Origin of the sequence: Longitalea luteola (assembly GCF_017356035.1) — a bacterium.
Classification (GTDB): domain Bacteria; phylum Bacteroidota; class Bacteroidia; order Chitinophagales; family Chitinophagaceae; genus Niastella; species Niastella luteola.
Map to the genome: position 1 here is coordinate 170,454 of NZ_JAFIQX010000009.1, position 24,461 is coordinate 194,914.

A 24,461-nucleotide genomic window follows, 5' to 3' on the forward strand; every position below is an offset into this window, starting at 1 on the left:
GCTCGCAGGTTTACTTTCCAGTCCAGGTGGTTTTTAAAATATTTCCGGAGTGCAGATCTCCGCCTTCATTGGATATATACAGATTGCCGGTTTTATCAAATGCAATTCCCTCGGGCTGATAATACAGGGCTGGATTTAAATTATAGGTGGCTTGTACTTTCCAGTTGCTATCTGCTACTACCAGCAACTTACCTATTGATGATATAATGTACCATTCTTTGGTGATCGGGTTGAGCGCAAGGGCAGATGGTTTAAAGTTGATTTTATTGACGCCCATCACTTCTTCTATTTCCTTCACATCTACTGCAAAGCTACCGTGTTGGCTTAGCTTTCCATCGTTAGACAACTGCAAGATATATCCTTTTGCAATTTTACCGCCTTTTTCACCCGCACAATCCTTGCAAATAATATATACCCGCCTGCTGGCTTCGTCGGCATACATACCCTCATACTCTCCTTTGGGCAACAAATCTTTCCACTCTGTTACATTGCCTTTCTCTTCTACCAGGTGAATGTCGGCAAAAGGAAAGGTGTACAAGATGCCGTTGCTGCGCAACATGATGACGTTATTATTGCAAATAGCTACATCTTCATAATCGCCGTGCCTGGCAAATTTAAAGGTGGATGACTTTTTATCGCCCGGATGCAGGAAATACAGTTTGCCATTCTCATCTTCCTGGGCGTACACGGTATCACTGTTGCCCTGGTAAAAAGCAATACCCGAGATCTCCTGCAGGCTGGGCGGCATTACAAATTTTTTTGGGGCATTTACATTATAACCTGGCGGTCCTTCAAATTTTCGTTTTGGTTTGCAGGCCGTGATGGTAAGGGCAAGGCCCAGGACGACCAGCCAGCTCTGATCTATTTTTATCGTAAACATATCCGTTGTTTTATACCTGTTTGCCTGCTAAGACATTATAAATAGCCTGTTGAGAATACACTACCTTTCCGTCCTTTGGTAAGGGCACATTGTTCAGCTGCTGATCAATGGTTACAGCCTGTCCGTTATCGTCCAGCTGCAATTGCAACAATTGCAGCAGCTGCTCTTTGATGGCTTCATCATATACCGGGAAACAAACCTCAATGCGGCGGTAAATGTTCCTGTTCATCCAGTCGGCTGAGCCCATATATAATTCGGCAGCACCGTTATTGTGAAAAACAAAGATCCGCCCATGCTCCAGGTACCTGTCAACGATCCGCTTCACGGTGATATTTTCACTTAAGCCGGGCACACCGGGTTTCAAACAACAAATGCTTCGTACGATCATCCGGATCTTCACACCTGCCTGCGACGCCTCGTATAATTTGTTGATCAAAACCTTTTCTTCCAGGTTATTCATTTTGATGGTGATCACCGCTTCTTTACCCTCCCGGGCATTGGCTATTTCCCGGTCGATCAGTTGCAGGAACCGCTGCTGCAGGTTGAACTGCGCCACCAGGATCTGTTTGAAATTGATAAGACCGGGGTTGCCTGCTTTCTTCCGGTGCCCGAGGAAAATGAACAACAATTCCATTTCCCGCAGGATCTCAGGATGGCCGGTAAACAGGATATGGTCGGTGTAAAACCGGGCGGTAGTTTCGTTCATGTTACCCGTTGCCAGCAGGCCTACATAGGAAATACGTTTTTCCTTCTTCCGTTTTACCAGGGCTATTTTCGCATGCACCTTCAGCGAAGGTGCACTGTAGATTATTTTAACGCCGGCGGCCTTCATCTTCTTTGCCCACCGGATATTATTAGCTTCATCGAACCTGGCTTTTAATTCAACCAGTACCGACACTTTTTTACCATTGTGCGCAGCGCTCACCAGCGCATTGCCGATCCTTGAATCGCTGGCAATACGATACAGTGTCACATATATTTCGGTAACGGCCGGGTCAACGGCCGCTTCATTAAAGAACCGCAATACCATACCATACGAATGGTAAGGCGGATGCAGGATGATGTCTTTCTTTTCAACTTCTTCAAATAATGACAAGGACCCATCGCCGGCTTTCACGGCAATCGCCGGCCATTTTTCATAGCTCATGGCCGCCTCTTTCACGGGAAAAGAACCCAGGTCTTTCAGGTTGTGATAACAGCCGCCCTGGATAATGCTGGCATGCTGCAGCTTCAATGCCATAACGAGTAATTGCAGGTGGCCATCCTCGAGGCCGGGCTCATGCAACAGGCGGGTAGCCAGCCCAAAGTCACGCTTGGTTAGCTGATCTTCAATTTTACGAGCCAAATCGCCCTCATAGTCGTCTTCCACTTCCAGTTCCGCATCGCGGGTTATTTTGAAACTATAACATCCCTTAATGACGCTATGTTTGAAAATGGCAGAAAGATTGTCCTTAATAATATCATCCAGAAAAACAACGTACTGTTCATTATCTCTTTTAACCGTATAAAACCGGGGCAGGTTATCGGAGGGAATATTGATAACGACCAGCTCATTGAATCCCCGCACGCCCCCGATCACCGTGAGCAGGTATAATTTATTATTCTCCGGAAAGAATTTGATACCTGAGATGGAAAGATACACCGGCTGCAGAAAAGCCATTACCTGGGTGTAGAAGTAATCGGACACTTCTTCTCTGATACTTTCAGGAATAGGCTCGTTGTATAATAAATGAATGCTATTTTCTTTCAGCAAGGGTATAATTTCGGTTGTGAAGATAGCCCCAAACCGTTCCTGCTGCTCGTTGATGATCCTGGTGATCTCCTGTAAAATGGCGGTTTTGGCCGAAGCTGCCTGTTCATCAGCTCCTTTTTGATGTATTTTCTCCAGCGCCATCACGGCCGGCATGCGTACCCGGTAGAACTCATCGAGATTTGATGAATAGATCGATAGAAATTTTATGCGCTCCAGGAGTGGTACACTGTTGTTACCCGCTTCTTCGAGTACCCTTCCATTAAAAGAAAGCCAGCTCAGATCTCTGTCGAAAAAATTTTCTGATTGCATGCTGTTACCAGTTTCAAGTAGTTACAATTGCAGCAATGGAAAAGGCGATCACAGAAATGATCAGTCCATACATGAATACGTTGTAGGAGATGCGCAACCGCTGGTATTTGGAACCCAGCACTACCCCTTGCGAATACACGTCCTTGATCAGACTGCGGTATAAAAAGTCGCGATCTTCCATCATTTGTAACATACCCGACGTATAGTCTTCCATGCTCATTCTAAAGAAATTTCCAAAGAATAAGAGGTTTACCTTTTTTTCGTTAATGTCGGTTTGGGTAAATGTACCGCGGGGTATATTGGGCCTGGTAGCGAGGATCGCAAAGACAATGGTCACCAGGCTTATGGTCAGCAGGGTGAGGGCAGGTAAGGTATATTGAGGGAACTGCTCCAGGTTCTTTAATAGTACACTGAGCAGGATGGATATTATGATGGAGTTTACGGAGATCATAATATGCGCTTTGCTGTCGGCCATGTCGCTCAGCCGCTGGTGGTTGGCCGACGTTATGCGGAACATGGTCTCAATACCTCTGTCGGGCCGGTTCTTCCGTTTTAGTTTCTCCTCATCAACCAGTTCAGGCAACAGTGGTTTTACTTTCGGTTTGGCTGCCGGCTGTTGTACGGCGGTTACCGGTGGTATCACCGGTTTGGCATTTTTTACTTCCGGATTCTTGCCGGCCACTTTGGCTTTTATCTTTTCCAGGTTCCTCGCCTTTGTATCGCTCAGCAACAAACGACAATAATCGGTATGGTACTGGTGCGTTTCGAGCAGGCGGATGGTCTTGTTGCGCCATTCTTCCTTACTGAGGTCTATATTATGCAATGCGATGAATTCCTTGCGCAATTCCTTATTGAACTCACTGAATTTAGAGGTACCCAGATGATACAGGTCCGCATCGGCCACAATTTTTTCCAGCATCGTTTCAGGGTTTTGCGGCATGCGGGTGGCCCTGATACAATTGGCTATGGTTTGAATTACTTTTTCATCCACACCTTTCCTGTTTAGAAAAAGGCTCACTTCCTCTGCCCCCTTTTCCTCATGCCGGGCAGGATCGGTATAATACCCGATATCATGGAACCAGGCGGCAGTTACCACAATAAAATAATCCTGGTCGTTCAGCCGGTAATGATTAGCGATCTCAATAGCTGCATTCACCACATTTTCGGTGTGAACCTGGTTATGATAAATTATTTTATCATTTGGATGGGTGTGAAAGAAGTTGGTTACGTATTGCTTTATTTCATCCAATAACGCATAGTAATTCATATAAGGATTTCTTTTTCTGTCTACAAGTATATAACAAATATAATCAGCTAAATTTATCTGTACGGCTATTGAGTACTACGCCTGTATAACCCAAAGGTATGCTCATTTATGAAGCCGTGGCGATAAAAATAAAGGTTTGCCTGTCGCCGGCACGGCATAAACCGGGCGGGGATTGAATAAAAAAGCCCCCTGACGGTCAGGGGGCCTGAGCAATATTCCTTTTGTTATAGCTGCAGTAAAAATCAAAAAAATGGCCGGAAGCTACAACTATCATCCGTTTTACATAACCTTTCTGTTATCCTGTTCTTCTTAAAAACTCTTCCGGCCCTCGTTAACTCCTATCATCAGCTCGTTCTTGGTCCGGTTCTCGGCTATCCGCCGAAGGCCTTGCCCTGCTGAAGCCTGGCGCAGGCCTTATTTCTTTATAAACAGGGGTTTCAATGTAAACCAGGCCAATGCAGGAAAGAAATGCATTGGTACGGTTAACCCCGGGTATAATTCGGGCATTTCAATTTCGAGCGGCAATTTGGCGGCAAAAGGCCACAGAATACTCGCAAACGTTATAATAACGAACACGAAATTGAAGATGATCTCTCCGGCCCTGGGCAGCCATTTGGTCAACAAGCCGTAACCAACAGACGCCAGTAAGCCGGCCAGGATACTAATGATCACAATGTTCACTGGTTTTGCTATGGCTGAAAAATCAGCACCCAGCGAGTTGGCATATACTTTTTGATAGATGAGGGACGCTACGCCGGCCAAAACGCCTGATATCAAACCCAGTAATAATAATCTTTTAAACATAATGTTGGTTTATTAGCCTTTGGTAACCGGAACAGCTACGTCTATCTTGATCTGCTCAGCTACATCGCCGCCCGGTTTACCGATCTTGAAATCGGAACGGTTTACGGTAAAGCTGCCGTTAAATGTAGCGCCGGCGCCTGCTTTTTTAAAGGTAAAAGGGATCGTATATTCTTTTGTAATCCCTTTGATCTGCAGATCGCCGGTTACCTGGTAGCCATTGCCTGCTTTTACGATCTTTTTGGAAGTGTATTTGATCGCCGGAAATTTGGCGGCATCAAACCACTCGGCGCCTTTGGCGTGTTTGTTCTGTAACCCGTTCCCCGTGTTAATAGAGTTTACATCAATGGATACATCAAATTTTGAAGCGGCCAGGTTGGCTTCATCGAATAGTATATTACCGGTAAAGGTCTTGAAGATCCCGGCTACATCGTTGCTCGAAAACTTGATGCTGTATTTGTCAGAAATGGTCCATTTCTGCGCTGCTGCGAAGGCGAACACTGCTGTAACAGCCAGCAGTGTCGCCATAGAAATGATCAGCTTCTTCATAATCAAAACTTATTAGTCTTTTACGAATTCAGTGCCTGCGTTCAATTTAACTTCATCACTTAACATAGCAGTGGGCATACCAGCGGCTACACCAAAATCAGAACGTTTGATGGTACCGGTGATCTTGAAACCAACAACGGGCTTCTTGCTCATTGGGTTGGTAGTGGTACCGCCCAATACAACATCCAGTACTACGGGTTTGGTAACACCTTTCAGGGTGAGGTTACCGCTTACTTTATATTTCTTGTCGCTTACTTTTTTGAAAGAAGTGCTTTTGAAAGTAAGGGTAGGAAATTTTTCAGCATCGAAAAAGTCAGCGCCTTTCAGGTGTGTATCGCGTTGATCGTTATCGGTATTGATGCTGTTGATATCGGCAGTTAATTCAACCACTGCATCAGTGAAATCAGGTTTTGATGAAGTGATCTTCGCATCAATGCTGTTGAAGGTACCGCCCAGCTCAGCAACTGACAGGTGCGTAACGTTAAATCCTAATCTTGAGTGCGCTTTGTCAACTGTCCAGGTTTGTGCAAATGTAGCTGCTGATGAAATCAATAAGGCTGCGATGATAGTTGCTTTTTTCATGTTTCTATTGTTTGAGTATTTAATGTATATATAATGATCCGTTAACTTTTCCAATACGTTGCCGTTGGGAAAAATTCATAATAAATAAAATGTAAAATGCAATCGTTTACGGTAAGCCGTTCGGGGGTGGCAAATATATACCTTTCTCCATTACCCGATTTATTTGCAATCGCCGTCGGTAGAACAAACTTCACCCTGAATGGTTGTAAATTGATTTTTTTCTTTTTTCCATTCAGTATACGCTCTTTCAAAGACCTGTTTAAACGTATCGGCGGCCTGGGCGCCGGAAACAGCGTACTTGCGATCTACCACAAAGAACGGTACACCTCGCACACCTATCGCTTCGGCCTCAGCGATATCTTTTTTTACTTCATTCGCATAGGCATCACCTTCCAATGTTTGTTTTACTTCAGCACCATCCAGGCCAATGCTTTTACCTAAATCAACCAGGGTATCGAGATCGCTGATATTTTTACCTTCGGTAAAATATGCTTTGAACAAACTTTCTTCTGCGGCATCGCCTTTTCCATATTTTTTAGCCAGCTGCGAAAAACGGTGCGCATCGAAAGAATTCGCAACTACTGCTTTATCGAAATCATATTGTAACCCTTCTGCGGCTGCCATATTGGTCACCTGTTCGTTCAATTCTTTTGCTTTTGGTACAGAAATACCTTTGCGTTCGGCCAGGTACTGGTTAATATTCTTGCCAGGCTCATGTTTCAGCGAGGGATCCAGCTGAAAACTTTTCCATTCCACTTCGATCTCGTTCCTGAATGGTAACTCCTGCAATGCACTTTCAAACCGCCGTTTGCCAATGTAGCAGAATGGGCACATCACATCTGACCAGATTTCTACTTTCATATTTCTTTTCTCTTTATCTTTTAAACACCCTGCAGCAGGTGTTCTACGTTTATTTCAATGAAACTAAAGGGTTAATTCAACCAATTAATTATCAAAACATTATAACCGGTTGTTTGTCCAGACTTGTGTTAATTCATTTTTTGTTTTAACTTGCACCCTATTAGTTTCTTACTCTCTTTTGGAGAGTCAAAGCTAAGAAGTAAGTTAATACCATCCAAGTAGTTACCTGACTGATAGTAACTTACACAAAGTATAGTAATTGATTATCAATGTTCACACATGAAAAATTGTTCAGAAAAAAATAAAGAGCACTCGAATTGTTCCATCCGCCATATATTAGATCGCTTTGGTGATAAGTGGAGTATCCTCATTATCTCCATCCTGGGGCATCTTGGGAAGCAGCGGTTCAATGAGTTGAACCAGCAGATCGGGGATATTTCGCAGAAAATGCTGACGGTCACGCTGCGGTCGCTCGAAGCGGATGGACTGATCTCGCGGAAACTGTATCCGGAAATTCCGCCACGGGTAGAGTATGAATTGACCGATCTGGGCAGAAGTTTATTACCGCATATTGAACGGCTGGCAGAATGGGCTGCACAGCATATGGATTGCATTTTGAAGAACAGGGCTGATTATGCACAAAGCAAAACTGGTTAGTTCATAGTTTAAAGTTCAAAGTTCACAGTTTAAAGTTCAAAGTTTAAAGTTCATCAGCTTTCGCAACCCCGTCAACGTTGGCATTTCGTCAACTGGTTACCTGCCAATTTACCTACTACACCACTGGCAGACGTTCTGTTCGCCTTAGCGCCGTCTTATCACAATGAACATCACGAAACGGGAAGGCTGGCGATACAATCCATGTCAACCAGTGAACCGCCAGCCACGCCGCCTTTGGCCAGCGCGACCGTAGTACGTACCCCTGCTCCCTGTTTATTTTTTCCGACGCTGTTTGTTTTTTCTGACGCTCTCAAGCGAATGCTCACCCCATTTCAGGATGGAACAGGACAATGTCTTTGCTACAATTATTTAACATTGAACACAATTGCAGATGTAGAAAACCGTGTGCCCTAAACGATTGCCATTTACACCAATCCATAATAATTGCCATGCGAAAATTTGACCCGACCAGGCGCAAAGCCATTGGCTTTGCAGTGCTTTTCTTACTATTGTTCCATTCGTTTACTGTTTCCCATGCACAAACACTCGCTTTTCCCGGAGCTACCGGTTTCGGCCGTTTTGCCACAGGAGCAAGGGGTGTTAGCAATCCGTCCGTGTATGTAGTCACCAACCTGAATGATAGTGGTCCCGGATCTTTCCGCGATGCGGTTAGTACCCCCGGCCGCTTTGTCGTTTTTGCCGTTGGCGGTATTATTCATTTGTCAACCGATGTACTCGTTGCGCCCAATGTGACCATTGCTGGACAAACAGCGCCGGGCGATGGTATTACAATCTTCAACAAACGCGTAACTTTTACCGGCGCCAACAATACCATTTGCCGCTTTTTGCGCATAAGGCTGGGGGCCACCAACAACTCCGGTAAAGACGCTTCGGGCCTCGCCAACGGCGCCAACATCATCTTTGATCACATGTCGTTCAGCTGGGGGATGGATGAAGTATTCTCCATCAACTGGGACAGCAAGGGCACCGCACCCGATAATATCACCATTCAAAACTCCATCATTGCCCAGGGATTGCACCGCGAGAACCACTCGGCCGGCGGCCTCATTCAAACGCCCGACGGTGGTAAAGTAAGTTTGATCAGGAACCTGTACATCAGCAATAAGACGCGTAATCCGAAAGTAAAAGGGATCAATGAATTTGTAAACAACGTGGTGTATGACTGGGGCAACGGTAACCGCCTTGGCGATAACCTCAACTACGGCTGGTCGGCTGATGCCTATATCATGGGCGGTTCTTCCGGCGTTTCTGAAGTGAATATCATCAACAATTATTTTATGGGCGGACCGCTAACGCCGCCTGCCAAAACAACTCCCTTCTCCCGTGGAACCGGCACGTTCTATTTGTACGGAGCCGGCAATTATTTTGATAATAACCAGAATGGCATTGCAGATGGAAGCGTGGTTCCTTATGATACCATGGGTTATCCCGGCATTGCCGCCGAAGGTTTTAAATCACAACCCTTCCCCTACCCGCAGGCAAATCCGCTCTTCACGGCCGATCAGGCCTATGCCTGGGTCATCGACAGTGTGGGCGCCTGTTATCCGCACCGCGATCAGGTAGATTCATTACTGGCAGAAGAAGTACGCTCGCGCGGAACAAAAGGATATTACGTATACCGGGAATCTGATCTGCCCTTTACCAATGGCGGATTGGGAAATGTTTTTAATGCACCCGCGCCGCCGGACGCAGACCAGGACGGCATGCCCGACAGCTGGGAAGATGCCAACGGATTGAACAGGAACAACGCCCAGGATGCCGTAGCCTATAGCACTACCCATCCCGCATATATGAATATAGAAGTGTACATCAATACACTCCTGTCGACACCACCAGCTGCTTTTATAAAACCGCCTTCCAATGTACAATTAACAGCGTCTACGCTTGAGCTGCCCGCCCCTTACAGCAAAATAGTTGTGCAATGGACCGACAATGCGAACAACGAAGATCATTTCGTACTGGAAAGATCAACAGATGGCGTTACCTATACTGATATTGCGCACCCGGCAGCGAATACAACGTCCTACAGCGACAGCAACGGACTTGTGCCCAACACAACCTATTTCTATCGCATAAAAGCAGCAGCTCCTACCGGCTCTTCATCCTACACGGCGCCTGTTTCGGTTAAAACACCGCCGTTGCCCTCTGCCCCCGCAGCCGCTGCTTCGCCAGCACCCAATAACGGCGCCTCCTATGTGGAATTAACCAACGGAGCTGTCATCCTTAAATGGTCCGGCAGCAGCAATACGTTAAAATATGCGATCTACTTTGGAACCGATTCCGCCAACCTGGTAAAGAAGGCAGAAATTGACTATACCGCCAATGCTTCCTACAACATCACAGGGCTGGCTGAATTTGTCACTTATTTCTGGCGTATCGATGCCATCAATGACCGCGGCACTACGCAAGGCATATTGTGGCGTTTCAGAACCTCGAAAGCATTTCCGCCCGGCATCGTTGGCCACTGGAGCTTCGATGAAACGGAAGGCCGGCAGGTAACCGATTCTTCCCTGTATGAAGCTCATGGGGTATTGGGACTCGATGATGATAACCAGAGCATTCGGGTAGCCGGCAAGCTGAACAATGCGCTTGATTTCTCTTCTGCCAGCGAAGACATGTATGTTGTAAATGTGCCTCACCAGGATCATTTGTACCTGGATAAAAGTTCTTTCTCCCTGTCATTTTGGATGAAAGCTGATCCTTCCCTCCTGCCTGCCGACAACAGCACCAGCGCTTACCTGCTGTGCAAGGGCTCTATTACGCGCAATGCAGCTACGGGAGCCACGGGCAAACGGTTCGATATCGAATTCAAGAATAAACAATTACGGTTTGCCATTGACGACGATAACGACGCCAATGGCGGTGGTAAAGATGAATTGCAGGCAGATGGCACGCCGTTCTTTACCAATAACTGGGTGCATGTTACCACCATCAGGGATACTGCTGCCAAAAGATTGCGTTTGTATATGAATGGCGCACTGGTAAAAGAAACTGTTATCTCAAAAGCCAATGCCGGGATCGGTGAAGCAAGCGATCTCATCATTGGCAACATTGGCGCCCTGGAGTTCCTTTCTACAGCCAACAAACCGGCTCCGTATAAAGGCAAACTCGATGAACTGAAAATATTTAATTACGCACTCAGCGCCGATGAAGTCATGGCCCTGTACCATACCAGTCCGCTCCCTTTACAACCACACAGCCCCTCCATCGCCAATGGCGCTGTGCTCGAAGGTTATGGCGACAGTGTTCGCATCAGTTGGAAAGGCGGACTGAAAACCAACAGCTATAAATTATACACCGGAACAGATTCCGGCAATCTGGCATTTGTTGCCGATATCCCATTGAATAATCCAGGCTTTACTATCACCAATCTTACAGCCAGAACCGATTACTACTGGCGCGTTGACGCCGAAGGTGATGCCGGTATAACTACTGGCGCTATCTGGAAATTCAGGGCAGTATCTCCTAAAGGGTTGACAGGCCACTGGAAATTTGATGAAACGAGTGGTACCGTAATTGCGGATAACAGCAACTATCATCATAATGGCGCCATCGTGAACATGCCGGATGCAACCTTCACCAGCGGCAGGTTCGGCAATGGGTTGCAATACCTGAACCCGGTTGCTACCAGTGCAGTACATGTGCCGCATGCAGAACAACTGCTGTTTGATGCCAATTCATTCTCTATTTCGCTTTGGGTAAAACTCACCAACGGCTCCAGCAATTATAATTCAGGGAAAGATTGTTACCTGATCCACAAAGGCCAGTTCACTGATCCGGGCGGCAAATGGTACGGCATTCAACTGCGTGACAGTGCGCTTACATTTGCCATTGACGATGCATCGGCAAAAAGCGATATCGGCGTTAGCCTGAAGAAGGCCTCCGCATACCACATTTTCAATAATAATTTCAGCCACATTGTTGCCATAAAAGATACTGCGGCCAAACAGATCAGGTTATATGTGAATGGCGTGCTCGCCGGGTCAAAAACCTATACCACCAACGGCACCATTGGCAAAACACTGCCGCTGTTGATCGGCAACTCGGTAGAGAATAAACCATTTCATGATGTAATGGATGATGTGCGGCTGTACAACTATGCGTTATCACCAGCAGAAATAGCGGCCTTGTATAATGGTAATCCACTAATAACGGCCGTTACTGATCCGCAACCGGCCAATGGTGATACCAGCGTTCCTTATGGCGCTGTAACTATGCGTTGGAAAGGAAAAGGGCAAACTTATAATGTGTATGTTGGTGCATCACCCGATAGCCTGCAGTTGCAAGAGGCAGACATTACGGCCACTGAGTTCGTGCTGGCAAACGCCAACCGGCTGGGTAATTATTACTGGCGCGTAGATGCCGTGCGGGATGGTGAAAAGGCAACCGGACCAACGTGGTCATTCCGGGTCATCGACACCGTGCCGCCGACGGTAATCACCAAAAACATTCAGGTTGCCTTGTCAAATGGAACGGCCTCCATTACCGGCCGCGATGTTGACAATGGCTCTTCAGACAGTTATGGCATTTTGCAGTATCAGCTTGATAAAGCCAGTTTCAATTGTGCGAATATTGGTGACAATGAGGTACAATTAACCGTTATTGATTCCAGTAACAACAGTGCTACCGCAAAAACCATTGTTACGGTAGTTGGTGCCATACCGGCGCCCGCCATTAGCGTAAGCCGCAACAGCGTATACACCGGCGGCGACGCCAATACGGTTTATCTGGGTTATGGTTCACAACAATTGACCCTGACCGCCACCAATGCCGCCCCGGCTCAATTTACCTGGACGCCGGCCGCAGGCTTAAGTGATTCAGCCATTGCCAATCCGGTATTTACGCCAACAGAGCCAGGCAAGTACAGTTATACCGTAAAAGCGACAAATACGTATGGCTGTACCGATACCGCTTCCGTTAACTTACTGGTGAAAGATGTTCGCTGCGGCGGCCGCGATCAAAAGGTATCGGTTTGTTATCATGGACATGACCTGTGTGTAAACAAGTTAACGGTACCCATCCTGTTATTTATTGGTGGTGAGCTGGGCGCGTGTGAAACAGGAAATGTCCGGGTGGCAACAAGTGCTGGTGAACTAGCGGCCATCACTGACGGCCGGCAAAAATTCCTGGTATATCCAACCCCGGCCAGCAACCATTGCACCATCGCCTTTACCCTGGGCCAACCAGGCAGGTACCGGCTTGAAGTGTATAATACCCAGGGCAGACTGATGCAGATGATTGCCACAGGCGAAGCCAGCGGTCATCAATTGCTTACTTATCCTGTGAATACAAGCCAGCTGAGTACGGGGGTTTATTTTGTAAAACTGGTAACAGCCAAAGAAGTACGGGTTAAACAACTCGTGATCCAACGATAAGACATCTCCTGTTTTTCACTGATAATTATCATTAAAAAAAGGTGACCGACAAGATCGGTCACCTTTGGTTTTTCATATAATAAGTTCAGCTGTGGTTTAAAGTAGCCAAATTGAGTTAAAAATGGCTACAGATAAGGAATGCGAACATTGCGAAAAATGCGTCATATTAAACAGAACAGAAAGCTGACCTTAACCAGTACAGGATGCACTTGCTACTATATATGGGCGTTATCATAGGTTATTCCACTTCACCATGCCGGTAACCGGCATACAATTTCTTAAGGGCATAATGATCCCCTAGCAATTTTTATTACAATATCAGGAAATAAATCATTTATTGGCAGGTAAGGTATTTGCTGCAATTTAAGCGGCAGCCGAACGGGTTCTACGAATTACGGTCGGGGAGTTACTTTGCTAACAATTAAATGCTGTGAAACCGGGGGAATCTGGTAGTATGTGAAACAGAATGGTTGAATTGGTACGGAGCGCAGGAAAAGCAGGTTTAAACAGAAAATAAATAATGAAGAAATTAATATATCGGGTTTACCAAAAATAAAATAATTATTTGAATAAAAAATTATTTAGATATAATACTTGAAAAAAATTAGTGTTTCTATTAAAGCTTTTTAGCTGCCTATTGTCTTTTCTCAATTATCCCTCCTGAAAAATAATCCTGGTCAAGTCATGTAAAAGAACGACAATTACGTTCCAGAACGACACTCCGTTACAATAAAAAAACGGTGGGCCACTCTAAAGAGTAACCCACCTATGACCTGTAGAAAAAGAGCACTCCGTACAAAGAGTTGCCAGATCACCTTAACACCATGGTCTTACTTGTTGCTTCCAGTAGGGCTGTTGTTGTTATCAGCAGAAAGCTTTTTCTCAAGGATCGCAATATATTGCTGTGCATCCTTGTTTTCCGGATCGATTGCCAGAATCTTTTTCAGATTCTCCGTGGCAGATTTATAATCCTTTATCTGGTTGGTTTCATAAGCAGCCAGGTATCCATATGATTCGATCAGCCATTTTTTATTGGTCTTATTGGTAGGATCATTTTCGATCATCGTGATCAGCTGTTTGTACCAGGGAATAGCAGCCCCTTTCTCCATGGTTGAATCCATTGACGAATTAATCCGGGCACGCCAGTAATAACCAAAAGCCTGGTCGGGATATTTTTGAATGTAGGTGCCAAATACGGTGTCGGCCTGAACATAATCTTCTGCCTTGTAGTTGGCAATACCCCAATTGAACAGATCGATATTGGTTGCCTTCGCATTATCGGTATAATACAAACCCAGGTATTTAGCCTGATTCCGGTAATCTTTCAGATCCTTATACAGGTCAGACAGCTTTTTATAATACGGAAACTTATCTTTTGGCTCTTTCACCATTTCCGCTGTTTTTACATAATAAGCTGCGGCAGAATCCGGTTTTGCAGCTGCAGCATACAGGTCGGCCATCAACTCGTAATCCTTGGCTACCTCATTGCTGTCTGCTTCTTTGGCGAAGAACAGGTTCATATTGGTCATGGCGCTGCTGGTATCTTTCATGCCGATATAGCTGTAGGCCATTAATTTGTACAGCCTGGGCATCGAGTCGCCATTGTTTTTGCCCAGCAGTTGCTGTGCATTCGAGATGGCAGCCTGGTATTCCTTATTCAGGTATAACAGGTCTGTATATAACACATCATTATCCTTGTCGGGATCGCTTTTGGCAACAAACTGCTTGAAATATTGCATCGCCTTTTGCGGTTCGGTAAAGTAATAATGATAATACAGATCATAAAGGACAGGCGCATAATTGCTATCAGCAGCCAGTGCCTGGTTGAAATATTTCAGGTACATTTCAGGGTTCTTCTGCGACACGAAGATCTTACCCATGCGGTACAGGCCTGCGGCGTATTTTTCATTTTTATCAAGCCCGGCTGAATACACTTTGTAGGCTTCAGAACCATTGCCCAGTTTGCGATGAGCATCGCCTAACAAAGTGTACAGGGCAGCATCTTTCTTATCGCGTTCGATGGCTTTGTCGAGCAGCTGCACGGCATAGCTGGCATCACCGGCTTTAGTAGCAATATGCGCATTGGCAACGGCAGCTAAAAGATCGGGATTTTTCTGGCCTTTTTTATCCAGCGCCTCATCAAAATAGTAACGGGCGCTGTCCTTGTTGCCAGCGCTCAGCAGATAACTTCCATAGGCTACCTGGTAAAAGGGTTCTTCTTTCACAGCAGCCGGACTTTGTGCCAATAACTGTTTTAACGGAGCCGCGTCTTTTGACATAATATATGCCTTTGACAGCAAATACCAACCTTCTGCATTGGCAGGGTCGGTCTTGACTATGTTCTGCAGTTGTTCTTTCGCTGTTGCATACCGCTCGTAGTAAATGCTTCTTTTTGCATCCTCTGTCGTCTGGGACATGGCAGTCGCCGAAATCACACCACACAGTAACAATAAGGAACCTTTTTTCATCTGCATACGTTGAATATCTTTTATTAAACAGGATGTTTATTAATAAGGATGTCAAACTTATTTCCAACGTGTTAGTCGTCTGTTAATGCCGAATTAGAAGTAGATTAGAACCCTGATCAAAAGGGCGTTTTTCATCAATTTTTAATGAAAAAAATTGAAATTGTAACTTTGATATAGCAGGATCAATGCAGTTGATATTGTTATTTTGCTGCTGTGTGAACATGAACAATGCAATACAAGGTTATGGAAGAAACGAAAATACTGATCATCGAAGACGAGCAAAAAATTGCTGACACGTTGAAGGTGGGGCTTACCGAGAACGGTTACCATGTAGAGGTAGCCTATGATGGAAAGATCGGAGAACGGTTGTTCTTTTTACATGATTTCAACCTGGTAATCCTCGATATAAACCTGCCGGGCATTAATGGGTATGAGCTGTCGAAGATCATCAGGAGCCATAATACAAATATTCCCATCATCATGCTTACTTCATTAAGCACCTTGAATGATAAGATGGAAGGCTATGATGCCGGCGCTGATGATTACATGGTGAAACCCTTTGAGTTCAGGGAGCTGCTGGTGAAAATAAGGGTATTGCTGAAGCGCACCATGAATCAGAATATCCCTGTTGGCAACCTGCTGAAAGCGGCTGATCTTTGCATGAACCTCGACAGCAAGGAAGTGAAGCGCGGAAATGATGTCATTAACTTAACGGCCAAAGAATTTCAATTACTTGAATATCTGTTGCGGAATAAAAATAAGGTAGTATCTAGAGCGGCTATCGCCGTTAACGTATGGGATATTGACTTTGATACCAACACCAATATCATTGATGTATACATAAGTTATCTGCGTAACAAAATTGATAAACCCTATGACCAGAAATTGATACAAACACACGTTGGCATGGGATATATTTTAAAGGAAAATGATCGCTGATGCCTGTTAAACTGCGCATAACATTATTATTCTGCCTGATTTCATTTGTGATATTGGCCATGGTATGCGCTACTGTTTATTATTTCTCCTATACGCAACGATCACATAATATTCGCACAAGGCTGACCAACCGGGCCATTACCCTTGCCCGGTTGCTGGGCCAGTCGCAGCTGTTTGATCAACAGCTCATCCGTAAGATCGACTCTTCCACTTCCCTTACACTGAAAGACAAAACCTTTCAGGCATACGATTACCTGAATAACCAGATCTATAGTTACAGTGATGCGCCTGCTGATACCCTGACCATCGACACGTCCGTCCTCGATGATGCCCGCGTTAAAGGAACCATTTTCTTCAAGACCGATAATAAGGAAGCGGTCGCTTACCACTATGCCAATCCCAATACCCGCATAGTTGTCATCACGGCGGCTTATGACGCGGAAGGAAAAGCCCAGATCAGGGTCTTGAGAAATATATTATGGTTCAGCTTCCTGGCCGGTATTATGATCGCCTGTGTAGGTGGTTATTTTTTTTCAGACCGGCTGCTGCAACCTATTAAAAAAATTGCTGATGACATCAATGAGATCTCCGCACATAACCTGGCGAGGCGCATTGGCACCGGCACGGCAAAAGATGAATGGTTCTACCTCGCGGAAACGCTCAACCGCCTGATGAACCGGTTACAGGACAGTTTCGAGACCCAGCGCCGGTTTGTTTCCAATGCATCGCATGAGTTGTCGACGCCCTTAACGGCTATTTCAAGCCAGCTCGAGGTATCCCTGCAAAAGAACCGGGATGCACAGCAATACCGCGGGGTAATGGAGTCGGTGTACCAGGATGTGCGGCATTTGAGCAAACTGACCCAAACGCTCCTTGAATTTGCGCAGGCATCGGGCGATCCGGGCGGAATAAACCTGCTGCCGGTACGTATGGACGAAATCCTTATGAGCCTGCCGGCAGAAATGAAAAAAAGCAACCCGGAATACCTGGTCAATTTGTCGTTCGACGATATGCCTGCCGAAGAAGAGAAACTGATCGTTTTTGGTAATGCCGAACTGTTGTTCACCGCCATTAAAAATATCGTTACCAATGCCTGCAAATACTCCGATGATCACAAAGCCACGATCAAACTGAAAGCCGAAGCCGACGTGATCACCATAGCCATTAGCGATAAGGGAAAAGGCATTCCCCAAGGGGAGCTGAAATATATTTTTCAACCATTCTACAGGGTCAACTCAACTTCGCACCAAAGCGGATTTGGCCTTGGTTTATCCCTGGCCAACCGCATCATAAAACTGCACAAAGGAAATATTACGGTTAGCTCCGTGATCGGATCAGGCAGTGAATTTGTGATTACCGTACCGACAGCAAAATTCTAATCACCTTCTAACCACCAAAAAATTACACAATAATTGGCATAAAATAAATTGCACAGGAAAGAAACGGCACGATGAAACTAAAACGCTCAGTGTATGGTCTCCTGTTTGCGTTTATTGCAATGCTCGTTATTGTATGCAGTTTCCTCTATAAGCAAACCATTGATTACAAATGGGAGAACAGGGAACTGATCTTACAAAACGATTCATTGAAATCGGTGGTAATAGAGCTTATGCGAAAGATCGATACCACCCGGACGGCCGCTTTCACCCCCTCCGTACCTCGTATAAAAAACGCTCATTAACACGGCCTCATGATATCAAATATTCTCATTCCTACGGACTACAGCGAGGCATCGTTTAATGCACTTGAAACTGCCATTGGTATTGCAAAAAGAAATAATGCGAGCTTACAGTTACTTCATATAGACGAGTCAGCCTTTATTCCCGAGGAATCCTATACCATAAAAAATGCCAGCCAGATTGGCCATGCCATAGCCGACAATATAAAACAACGGCATGGTGTTGAAACGACTGTTATTTTCAAGGACGGCTATATTGGACCAACCATTGCCCGAATGGCGTTCGATCTGAAACCCGATCTGATCGTCATGGGCGCTTATGGTGCTTCAGGCCATCGGGATTTTTTCATAGGCTCCAACTCTTACTACACCATAAAACACGCCAGTTGCCCGGTGCTCATTGTGCCGGAAGGAAAAAGATGGCTGGATTTTCATCAGGTGCTTTTCCCATTACGGCCTACGCTAGGTGCTTTCAAAAAATATCAATTTATCAGCGACCTGGTGATCCAGATCTATCCCGGCTGCAATTTCAATTTAATGGGAATTTCCATCGACAGGAAAGAGCATGATGTAAAACAGGTAACCGAAATAGCGAATGAGCTTAAAGCTAGCTGGAAAGAGGCCATTCAGTATGAGGTCAGCTATAGCTACAGCAAAAACATTGCAGAAGAAGTATTGGATAAAGCCGATAAATCAAAAGCCGACCTGGTAGTTGTTTCTTCTACCGTTGATGTAGCCAACAAGCAGTTCTTTATCGGTCCTTTTTCCCAACGGATCATCAACCACGCCCGGGTACCGGTTCTGTGCATTTTTAAATCGGCAGAATACTAAACCGGCGGGGCGGTTTCCCCTTGCCGGTAATATCGACGAGCAAAAAAAGTTACCGGCAGCCCTATGGCCAGGATCAGGATGCCGGCGGCCATCGCCGCTTTATCCCATTTGAAAGGGATCGGCGGGAGTTTTGTCATGGGCAGTACCACCAGGTTCATAACTACAAATATGAATATTCCATATACAATAGCTGCAATTGCTATATGTTTTACCAGCCCCCAGATGAAAGGGTATATTAAAAAGTACAACGCAGTAAAACTATAAGCAATGATAAAATGGAAAAGCAGGCCTGCTAACGCCATCTGCCATCCGCCAAAGAAAGCCGGCTTGCCAAAAGCAGCGCTCGCAATAAATTGCAGGACGATCGCGGGGCTTGTTCCGCGTACCAGGTAAGCTTGCAGGCACGCCGCCAGAATATCAAGGCTTCCAGCCAGTAAACCCACCCATAAAATTGTTTTCAAAAGCGGCTTTGCGCCATAAGATGGTTGTCCGGGCAGCGTTCGGCTTGTCATGTTGCAGTTGTTGGTTAAAATGAAATTATGGTTTCATGGCATTACAGCCCTGATTATTCAACGAACGACAGGTTGCTATGTACGAATAGCGGCTATCGGAGGCAACAAGGCATAAAGGCATAAGGCTAAAGGCTGAAGGCACAAAGCTGAGGGCTAAAGGCTAAAGGCTGAAGGCTGAAGGCTGAAGGCTAAAGGCAGAAAGCTGAAGGCTGAAGGCACAAAGCTGAGGGCTAAAGGCACAAAGCTGAGGGCTGAAGGCTGAAAGCTAAATACAAAAGCCTTACGCGCGAAGCGCCTACGCGGAAACAAGCGTTCAGCGTTAAGCGTTTTGCGTAAGCGTTAAGCGTTCAGCGTTCAGCGTTTTGCGTTCTGCGTTCAGCGTTTTGCGTTCTGCGTTCAGCGTTTTGCGTTCTGCGTTCAGCGTTTTGCGTTCTGCGTTCAGCGTTAAGCATTCAGCGATCCTATTATTGTATCTTTATAACTTCTGCCAATAGGTATTTGCTTACCGGCGATCTCTACATCGGTAGCAGAAAAAGCATCGATCTTGCTTTTGGCTACCAGGAAAGAACGGTGGATCCTGAGGAAACCGTTTTGCGCCAGCATTTCTTCAATTTGCCCCAGTTGGAATTTAGTGAGAATGGATTTGTCTTTTGTAGTGATGCGGATATATTCTTTCAGGCTTTCGATAAAAAGGATCTCATCTATATAGATCTTCACGTGTTTTTTACTAACGTTGAAGAACAGCGCGGCCCGTTCGCTCCCTGCCGCTGATGAAACCGGCAATGCCGGTCCTGCTTCCCGTTCTTTGAGCTTGTTAACGGCCATTACAAAACGGCTGAATTCGATTGGCTTCAGCAGATAATCCACTACATTCAATTCATAACCCTGTAGCGCATATTCCTGGTAGGCGGATGTAATGATCACCTGTGGCGGATTTTTGAGTGCTTTGATGAAATCAAGTCCTTTTAATTTGGGCAGGTGAATGTCGAGGAAAACCAGGTCGATCTTTTCTTTTTGCAACAGGTCTATGGCATACAGAGCATCAGTGCAAATACCTTTTAATTGCAGGAAAGGAACCTGGCCGATATAATCTTTTATCACTTCTGCCGCCAGTGGCTCATCTTCAACAATAATACAATTATACCTGTGCATAGCTGGTAAGATTTATGGAAAGCCGTACTGAAAAAGTAGTCGCTTCGTTCTGCAGTTGCAGGTCATGATCCGGGTACATGAGCTCCAGTTGCCTTCGCACATTGTGTAGCCCGATATTTTCCGTTATGTTCCCCGTAAAATCGTTTTCTTTCGTGTTCTCCACACTAAAGGTAAGACGCCCCTGTTGTAATTGTACCTGCATGCGGATAAAAGAATCGAACCGGCTTTCACTGGCGCCATGTTTGAACGCATTTTCAACGAATGGCAACAAGAGTAGCGGCGCTATTTTCCGGGTTTCATCATCTATATCGCGCTGAAAGTGAATGGTAAGGCGCTCGTACCGCATTTTTTCGAGTGCAATATAATCATCCAGGATCTTCAATTCATCGGCTATGGTAATGAGGTTACGCTTCGATTCGTATAGCATGAACCGTAACAGCTTCGATAAGCGCATGACCACTTCAGCTGTAGCTGCCGAACGTTTACGGGCAAGTGCATAGATATTATTCAGTGTATTGAAAAGAAAATGGGGATTGGTTTGATGGCGAAGGAATTTCAGTTCTGCTTCCAGCTTTTCCCTGACCAGGTTTTTCTCCCGCTCGCGGGCTGCCAGTTGAATACGCAGTAATTTTAAAGTGATCGCAACGCCGGAAACAAACCCAATATCCATTACCGCAAGTAGCAGATTGAGCACATGAAATAAGGACCGCGTCTTCAGCACACCGGAATAAATGATTGGATTTATGTAGTAAGCAAAGATGAGCCGGTATAATACAACAGTGACCAAAAAAGCAATAGCCACCTGGCAAATGATAGCGGCGAGTTTTACCGTTCCCTGCACGATCTTCGGAACGGCAACGTATAATATAAAATAAGTAAAAAGCAGTTTGGGCATCAATGCGGCAATAGCGGCTTCAAACGCCATGCGGACTTGCACGTACTCAGGAATGTTCTTCAATGCAGGCGCCACCCATACTAACTGTAATACGGTATCCTGTAACAGATACACCAGCCAGAAGGCGCCATGCATAAGCAGTCTTTTCATCGACCCTAAATTACAGCTTAAGGCTGAAAGCTCAAGGCTCAAGGCCAAAGGCTGAGGCCGAAAGCTTAAAGCTAAAGGCTGAAAGCCGTTAGCGGCGTTCTCAGCCTGCTTCACTTTGGCAAAGCTTTGAAGCAGGGTTTGCAGAAGTTTCTGCGTTCCGTGTTTCGCGTTGCGCGTTGTGCGTTCTGCGTACTGCGTTTCGCGTTCTGCGTTCTGCGTTCCGCGTTTAACAACCCTGTAATAACCAATAAACAAGAACAAACACGATAATGGTGCCCAGGCAGCCTCCGCCCCATTTCCAGGCGGCATATCCGGCAATTAATCCTCTTAGCCAGTCTCGCATAGTAAAAAATTTTATAACAACAACTATTTAAAAATTATGCCATGTAATACGCTTAACGCTGCAATACAATAAAGGCTAAAGGCCTAACGCTTGTTTCCGCGTAGGCGCTTCGCGCCTAACCTATCTGTATTTAGCCTTTTGCCTTCAGCCTTATGCCTTCAGCTTTATGCCTTTAGCCTTTTGCCCTAAGCTTATGCCTTCAGCCTTTTAGCCTTTTTTGCCCAAAATGGACTATCTTAGTCTTGAAATTAAACCCATGAGGTAGTCCACTATGCTTCCGTGGAAAACGATCATACAAATGCAAAAAGATGGCGATACGCCCGTCTACCTGCAGATAGCCAACTCCGTTATACAGGAAATGCGAAAAGGCCGGGTTGGTCCCGGTCTGAAACTGCCCGGCACCCGCCAGATGGCCGAAATGCTGCAGGTACACCGCAAAACGATCGTGCGGGCATATGAAGAGCTCGACGCACAGGGCTGGATAGAAATGCATCCATCGAAAGGCACCTTTACCAGCAAAGAGATACCCGAAACAAAAGCGCGCCGGTTCTCAAACAATCAGCATCAAAATGCCTTCCCCGCTACAACCGGCTACACAGTTAAAGTAAACACCACCCTTCGCACACCGGCATTGCCTTTACGCCATATCATCGGTTTTCATGATGGGCCCGACATGCGTCTGATCCCTGCTGATGAATTAGGCCGCGCCTATAAAAGCGTATTATCACGACATACCTACCTGAAATATATGTCGTATGTAGAAACACCCGGTGTGCAAAAATTCAGGCAGGTATTATCAGATTACCTCAATGCCACCCGCGGGCTGCAAACTACTTTCGAAAATATCCTGGTTACGAGGGGCGCACAGATGGCCCTCTACCTGCTATCGACCGTACTGTTTGCAAAAGGCGATACGATCATTGTAGGAGATACCAATTATTATTATGCCGATCATGTTTTTATTCAGGCCGGCATGCAGCTTACCCGCGTTAAGGTAGATGAATATGGTATGGACGTAGATGCTGTTGAAAAAGTTTGTCAACGGAAAAAGATCAAAGCCCTGTACATAACTTCGCATCACCACTATCCTACTACAGTAACCCTCTCGGCTGCCCGCCGCATCAAACTATTATCGCTTGCAGAGAAATATGGCTTCATTATCATTGAAGATGATTACGATTATGATTTCCATTATTTAAGCAGTCCGATGCTGCCGCTGGTAAGCGCTGATACCAAAGGGATGGTCATTTATATAGGTACACTTAGTAAGACCGTTGCACCAGCCATTCGTACCGGTTATGTAGTGGCCCCGCAAAATCTTATCCTGGAATTAAGCCGTATCCGCCAGCTGGTAGATGTGCAGGGTGATCCTATCATGGAACTGGCGCTGGTTGATCTGTTTGAAGAAGGACATATCAAACGGCATATGAAAAAAGCCCTGCTCGCTTATCATAAACGCCGTGATTTTCTATGCGGTCTGTTAAAAGATAAACTTTCCGACATGATCGATTTTAAAATACCCGATGGCGGATTGGCCATCTGGGCCAAATTCAACAGATCGATACCACTGCCGACACTCGCCGAAAAATTAAAAGCCCAGGGACTCATCCTCTCAAATGGTTTAATACATAATACTTCCGCTGTATTGATGAACGCAACCCGCATGGGTTTTGGCTGGATGAATGAACAGGAGGCAGAACAGGCGGTTGACCTGCTGGTAAAAACTATCCGCGCAAAATAATCTTGACAATTTCACGTTATAGTGCCGATTTATACAATTTCCTGTTGATGTAACAGACCACCTTTGTATCCCGGCCGTTTAGTTGGGATAACATAACACTAACTTCAATTACTGTTGCCCCATTAAACCGGACTACCCGGAATATAGAAACCGGACACCTTAATAGTCCGAATACCATTTACCTTTACGATCGATTTATTAAAGTTCTAAAAGTTTAAGCCATGAAAAAGTTGTTCATCCTTTGCTCAGCCCTGCTTCTTAGCTTTAGTTTGATTGCCCGTGATCCGGGTGAGATTGACGACAAACTCGTCAAATCGTTCAATACCAGTTTCCCGAAAGCTGAGCGGGTTAACTGGTATGAATTGCCAAAAGCCTGGGTGGTGAATTTTGTCGCAGATGGTATCCGTTCAAGGATCGTGTACCTGAAAGATGGAAGAGCTACCGAGTTTACCCGTTACTACTATGAGCAGCATCTGCCATTTGTGGTTCGTTCCAAGGTCAAAAACGCTTATCCTAACAAGAATATCTTTGGCATTGTAGAGGTTTCTACCATTACAGAAGCCGGAATTTCCAGGTTGGAATATTTTGTAAAGCTACAGGATGAAAAAATCTGGATGACCGTAAAATCTGATAATGAAGGCCACCTGAGTATTGTAGAAAAGTACAGAAAGGCGCAATAACAAAACGGGAAATCAGT

The 24,461-nt window shown here is 45.5% G+C and carries 20 protein-coding genes; 8 read left to right on the plus strand and 12 right to left on the minus strand.

Annotated features, from left to right (window positions below; all coding sequences use genetic code 11):
- Positions 1 to 10: 10 nt before the first annotated feature.
- The 7 genes from JUB15_RS20495 to JUB15_RS20525 all read right to left on the minus strand — a co-directional run bounded on the left by JUB15_RS20495 (position 11) and on the right by JUB15_RS20525 (position 7,002).
- Positions 11 to 880, minus strand: coding sequence for an SdiA-regulated domain-containing protein (locus JUB15_RS20495; protein ID WP_207514517.1), 870 nt, complete (start codon positions 878 to 880; stop codon positions 11 to 13).
- A gap of 10 nt (positions 881 to 890) precedes the next feature.
- Entirely contained in the window at positions 891 to 2,942 is a 2,052-nt protein-coding gene (gene ppk1, locus JUB15_RS20500) for a polyphosphate kinase 1 (protein ID WP_207514518.1), read from the minus strand.
- Positions 2,943 to 2,955: 13 nt separating this feature from the next.
- On the minus strand, positions 2,956 to 4,209 hold the full coding sequence (locus tag JUB15_RS20505) for a Pycsar system effector family protein (RefSeq protein ID WP_207514519.1): 1,254 nt from the start codon (positions 4,207 to 4,209) through the stop codon (positions 2,956 to 2,958).
- Positions 4,210 to 4,623: 414 nt separating this feature from the next.
- Complete coding sequence (locus JUB15_RS20510; protein WP_207514520.1) at positions 4,624 to 5,013, minus strand: DUF6069 family protein; 390 nt, start codon at positions 5,011 to 5,013, stop codon at positions 4,624 to 4,626.
- A 12-nt stretch (positions 5,014 to 5,025) separates the two neighbouring features.
- Positions 5,026 to 5,559 (minus strand): YceI family protein, encoded by a 534-nt coding sequence (locus JUB15_RS20515; protein ID WP_207514521.1) that lies wholly within the window; start codon positions 5,557 to 5,559, stop codon positions 5,026 to 5,028.
- A 12-nt stretch (positions 5,560 to 5,571) separates the two neighbouring features.
- Entirely contained in the window at positions 5,572 to 6,141 is a 570-nt protein-coding gene (locus JUB15_RS20520) for a YceI family protein (RefSeq protein ID WP_207514522.1), read from the minus strand.
- 159 nt (positions 6,142 to 6,300) lie between these two features.
- A complete protein-coding gene (locus JUB15_RS20525; RefSeq protein WP_207514523.1) occupies positions 6,301 to 7,002 on the minus strand; it encodes a DsbA family oxidoreductase in 702 nt (233 codons plus the stop codon).
- 279 nt (positions 7,003 to 7,281) lie between these two features.
- Here JUB15_RS20525 and JUB15_RS20530 point away from each other — a divergent pair, with 279 nt between their 5' ends.
- Complete coding sequence (locus JUB15_RS20530; protein WP_207514524.1) at positions 7,282 to 7,659, plus strand: winged helix-turn-helix transcriptional regulator; 378 nt, start codon at positions 7,282 to 7,284, stop codon at positions 7,657 to 7,659.
- 170 nt (positions 7,660 to 7,829) lie between these two features.
- Here the strand turns inward: JUB15_RS20530 and JUB15_RS20535 are convergent, their stop codons facing one another.
- Positions 7,830 to 7,973, minus strand: coding sequence for a hypothetical protein (locus JUB15_RS20535; protein WP_207514525.1), 144 nt, complete (start codon positions 7,971 to 7,973; stop codon positions 7,830 to 7,832).
- 135 nt (positions 7,974 to 8,108) lie between these two features.
- Here JUB15_RS20535 and JUB15_RS20540 point away from each other — a divergent pair, with 135 nt between their 5' ends.
- Complete coding sequence (locus tag JUB15_RS20540; RefSeq protein WP_207514526.1) at positions 8,109 to 13,055, plus strand: LamG-like jellyroll fold domain-containing protein; 4,947 nt, start codon at positions 8,109 to 8,111, stop codon at positions 13,053 to 13,055.
- Positions 13,056 to 13,885: 830 nt separating this feature from the next.
- Here the strand turns inward: JUB15_RS20540 and JUB15_RS20545 are convergent.
- Complete coding sequence (locus tag JUB15_RS20545) at positions 13,886 to 15,523, minus strand: tetratricopeptide repeat protein (protein ID WP_207514527.1); 1,638 nt, start codon at positions 15,521 to 15,523, stop codon at positions 13,886 to 13,888.
- Between the two features lie 243 nt (positions 15,524 to 15,766).
- Between JUB15_RS20545 and JUB15_RS20550 the strand changes: the two genes are divergently transcribed.
- From JUB15_RS20550 to JUB15_RS20565, 4 genes are all read left to right on the plus strand, one after another.
- Positions 15,767 to 16,462 (plus strand): response regulator transcription factor, encoded by a 696-nt coding sequence (locus JUB15_RS20550; protein WP_207514528.1) that lies wholly within the window; start codon positions 15,767 to 15,769, stop codon positions 16,460 to 16,462.
- On the plus strand, positions 16,462 to 17,841 hold the full coding sequence (locus JUB15_RS20555; protein ID WP_207514529.1) for a HAMP domain-containing sensor histidine kinase: 1,380 nt from the start codon (positions 16,462 to 16,464) through the stop codon (positions 17,839 to 17,841). Before JUB15_RS20550 ends, JUB15_RS20555 begins: the two co-directional genes overlap by 1 nt.
- Positions 17,842 to 17,912: 71 nt before the next feature.
- The gene (locus JUB15_RS20560; protein ID WP_207514530.1) at positions 17,913 to 18,143 is read left to right on the plus strand and encodes a hypothetical protein; all 231 of its coding nucleotides are present in this window, start codon (positions 17,913 to 17,915) and stop codon (positions 18,141 to 18,143) included.
- 9 nt (positions 18,144 to 18,152) lie between these two features.
- Positions 18,153 to 18,971: a universal stress protein gene (locus tag JUB15_RS20565; protein ID WP_207514531.1), complete on the plus strand. Its 819-nt coding sequence runs from the start codon at positions 18,153 to 18,155 to the stop codon at positions 18,969 to 18,971.
- Here the strand turns inward: JUB15_RS20565 and JUB15_RS20570 are convergent.
- The 3 genes from JUB15_RS20570 to JUB15_RS20580 all read right to left on the minus strand — a co-directional run bounded on the left by JUB15_RS20570 (position 18,968) and on the right by JUB15_RS20580 (position 21,680).
- Positions 18,968 to 19,483: a hypothetical protein gene (locus JUB15_RS20570; RefSeq protein WP_207514532.1), complete on the minus strand. Its 516-nt coding sequence runs from the start codon at positions 19,481 to 19,483 to the stop codon at positions 18,968 to 18,970. The two genes, JUB15_RS20565 and JUB15_RS20570, sit on opposite strands and share 4 nt — an antisense overlap.
- A gap of 444 nt (positions 19,484 to 19,927) precedes the next feature.
- Entirely contained in the window at positions 19,928 to 20,635 is a 708-nt protein-coding gene (locus JUB15_RS20575) for a LytR/AlgR family response regulator transcription factor (RefSeq protein ID WP_207514533.1), read from the minus strand.
- Positions 20,622 to 21,680 carry a sensor histidine kinase gene (locus tag JUB15_RS20580; RefSeq protein WP_207514534.1) on the minus strand — a complete coding sequence of 353 codons (1,059 nt, stop codon included), beginning with the start codon at positions 21,678 to 21,680 and terminating at the stop codon, positions 20,622 to 20,624. Before JUB15_RS20580 ends, JUB15_RS20575 begins: the two co-directional genes overlap by 14 nt.
- A gap of 614 nt (positions 21,681 to 22,294) precedes the next feature.
- Between JUB15_RS20580 and JUB15_RS20585 the strand changes: the two genes are divergently transcribed.
- On the plus strand, positions 22,295 to 23,764 hold the full coding sequence (locus JUB15_RS20585) for an aminotransferase-like domain-containing protein (RefSeq protein ID WP_207514535.1): 1,470 nt from the start codon (positions 22,295 to 22,297) through the stop codon (positions 23,762 to 23,764).
- Between the two features lie 221 nt (positions 23,765 to 23,985).
- The gene (locus tag JUB15_RS20590; protein ID WP_207514536.1) at positions 23,986 to 24,444 is read left to right on the plus strand and encodes a hypothetical protein; all 459 of its coding nucleotides are present in this window, start codon (positions 23,986 to 23,988) and stop codon (positions 24,442 to 24,444) included.
- The last annotated feature ends 17 nt before the right edge of the window (positions 24,445 to 24,461 follow it).